The 2,859-nt window shown below is 62.7% G+C and carries 1 protein-coding gene and 1 pseudogene; both read left to right on the plus strand.

What is annotated here, in order from left to right:
* Positions 1-295: DUF559 domain-containing protein (locus tag EOA86_RS29040; protein ID WP_128344810.1), on the plus strand; the 295-nt coding region annotated here is incomplete at its 5' end.
* A 143-nt stretch (positions 296-438) separates the two neighbouring features.
* Positions 439-2,859 (plus strand): annotated as a pseudogene (gene glyS, locus EOA86_RS29045) (glycine--tRNA ligase subunit beta); the annotation flags it as partial.

A 2,859-nucleotide genomic window follows, 5' to 3' on the forward strand; every position in this document is an offset into this window, starting at 1 on the left:
GCGCAACGGCTTTCGGGCGGCAATGACCGATGAGGAACGCATCTTGTGGCGGCATCTCTGGCGAATCCCCGTGGAAGGCACGCACTTCCGTAAACAAGCATCCGTCGGGATTTACTTTCCGGACTTCATGTCCCGTCAACTGAAATTGATCATCGAGGTCGACGGTGCCCACCACAGCTTTGATGACCAGCAGCGCCATGATGAGGTCCGAACGAAGCGGTTCGAAACCCAGGGTTATCGCGTGATCCGCTTCTGGAACCATGAAGTAAAAAAACGAACTGGATTCCGTGCTTGATACGATCTATGCGGCGGTGGAAGAACGGAAATCACTCGCCCCGAGAGATAACGCAGAGGGCGCTGGTGACCGAGACGCCGCCACCCCACCCCGGCGCTGACGCGCCGACCCTCCCCATCAAGGGGAGGGTGAGGAGCTAATTTATGCCCGACCTGCTTTTAGAACTCCGTTCGGAAGAGATTCCCGCGCGCATGCAGCGCAAGGCGGCGGGCGACCTGAAGAAGATGATGACGGACGGTTTGGTCGAGGCCGGGCTGACCTATGAGGCGGCGCGCGAATATTGGACGCCGCGGCGGCTCGCGCTCGACATTCGCGGCGTGACCGCGCGCTCGAAGGACATCAGCGAGGAGATCAAGGGGCCCTCGACCAAGGCTCCCGAACAAGCGGTCCAGGGTTTTCTGCGCAAGGCCGGTCTCTCCTCGATCGCCGAGGCGCATATCCATGCCGATCCGAAGAAGGGAGACTTCTATGTCGCCCATATTGCGAAGCCGGGCCGGGCGGCGGAAGAAATCATCGCCGAGTTGGTTCCAGGCGTCATCCGCGATTTTCCATGGCCGAAATCGATGCGCTGGGGGCCGGCCTCGGCGAAACCCGGATCGTTGCGCTGGGTGCGGCCGCTGCAATCCATCCTCTGCACCTTCGGCCCTGAGACCGAGGAGCCGGTGGTCGTCGATTTCGAGATCGACGGCATCCGCTCGGGCAACGTAACCTACGGCCATCGTTTTCACGCCCCGGGCGCGATCACCGTGCGCCGCTTCGACGACTATGCCGCCAAGCTGGAGGCGGCGAAGGTCGTGCTCGACGCCGACCGGCGAAAGGAGATCATCCTTTCCGACGCCAGGAATCTCGCTTTCGCCAACAGGCTCGACCTTGTCGAGGACGAGGGGCTGCTCGAGGAAGTGTCAGGCTTGGTCGAGTGGCCTGTGGTGCTGATGGGCGAGTTCGAGCAAGACTTTCTCGCCATTCCGGCCGAGGTGATCCGGCTGACTATCCGCGCCAACCAAGTGTTTCGTCACGCGGCCGCAGGGAGTCGGTGAAGAGCTTTCCAACCGCTTCATCCTGACCGCCAATATTGAGGCCAAGGATGGCGGCAAGGAGATCGCCTACGGCAACGGCAAGGTGGTGCGCGCGCGGCTGTCCGACGCGCTCTATTTCTGGAAGACAGACCAGGCCGACCTGCCTGATCTCGACCAGTTGCAGGCATCGGCGGAAAAGTTCGGGCTCAATCTCAAAAAGCCGCTCGACCAGCGCATGGCCCGCCTCGACCATCTCGGCGTCACCTTCCATGCCAGACTCGGCACCCAAGGTGAGCGGGTGGAGCGGATTGCACGGCTTGCTGACGAGTTGGCGCCGATCGTAGCGAGTTCAATCTCCCCCCTTGAGGGGGAGATGGCCGGCAGGCCAGAGGGGGTCGCCCCGCGTGAAGCGCCGGCATCCTCTGTCCGCGAGAGAGCGTTGCGTCAGGGCGTACCGACCCCCTCTGTCGCCTTCGGCGACATCTCCCCCTCAAGGGGGGAGATTCCCGCACTCGCACGGCGCGCCGCGGTGTTGGCCAAGGCCGATCTCACCACCGAGGTGGTCGGCGAATTCCCGGAATTGCAGGGCGCTATGGGCCGCAAATATGCGCTGCTGCAAGGCGAGCATCCCTCGGTCGCCACCGCAATTGAGGAACACTACAAGCCGCAAGGTCCATCCGACCGCGTTCCGACAGATCCAGTGTCGGTCGCCGTCGCGCTCGCCGACAAGCTCGATACGCTGGTCGGGTTCTGGGCGATTGACGAAAAGCCGACGGGGTCGAAGGATCCCTATGCGCTGAGAAGAGCCGCGCTGGGCGTGGTGAGGATTTTGGTTGAGAATCGTGTCCGGCTTGCGCTGACATCTCTCTTCGACCGCGCTTACCAGATGGCGAACTATCTCGCGTCCGGACGGCCCTTTAGCGCCGATCTCCTCGCCTTCTTCCACGACCGCCTGAAGGTCTACCTCCGTGACCAGGGCGCGCGGTATGATCTGATCGATGCGGTGTTGTCAGCGGGCTCGCGCCCAATCTCCCCCCTAGAGGGGGAGATGTCGGCGAAGCCGACAGAGGGGGGCGCTGTCCCGCCAACCTCTCATCCTGTCGCGCCCCCCTCTGCCCTGCCGGGCATCTCCCCCTCAAGGGGGGAGATTGGCCAATCGCCGAATGACGACCTCCTGCAAATCGTCCGCCGCGTGCAAGCACTTGGCTCCTTCCTCGACACCGAGGACGGCAGGAACCTGCTTGCCGGCACCAAGCGTGCGGCCAACATTCTGGCCGCCGAGGAAAAGAAGAAAACGACGGTTGCCGAACGTGCTGAGCCGACTCTGTTCCGGGAAGGGGCCGAGAAAGCGCTGTTTGCCGCGGTAAATCAGGCCGAGAAGGAAGCCGGCGAAGCGATTCAAAACCAAGACTTTTCCGCCGCCATGCTGGCGCTCAGCGCGTTGCGCGAACCGGTTGATTCATTCTTTGAACGCGTTCTCGTGAATGATGAGGACCAGGCCGTGCGTGCCAATCGTCTGGCACTGTTGGCACGCGTCCGGGCAGCGAC

It is taken from the genome of Mesorhizobium sp. M5C.F.Ca.IN.020.32.2.1, assembly GCF_004023105.1.
Classification (GTDB): Bacteria; Pseudomonadota; Alphaproteobacteria; order Rhizobiales; family Rhizobiaceae; genus Mesorhizobium; species Mesorhizobium wenxiniae.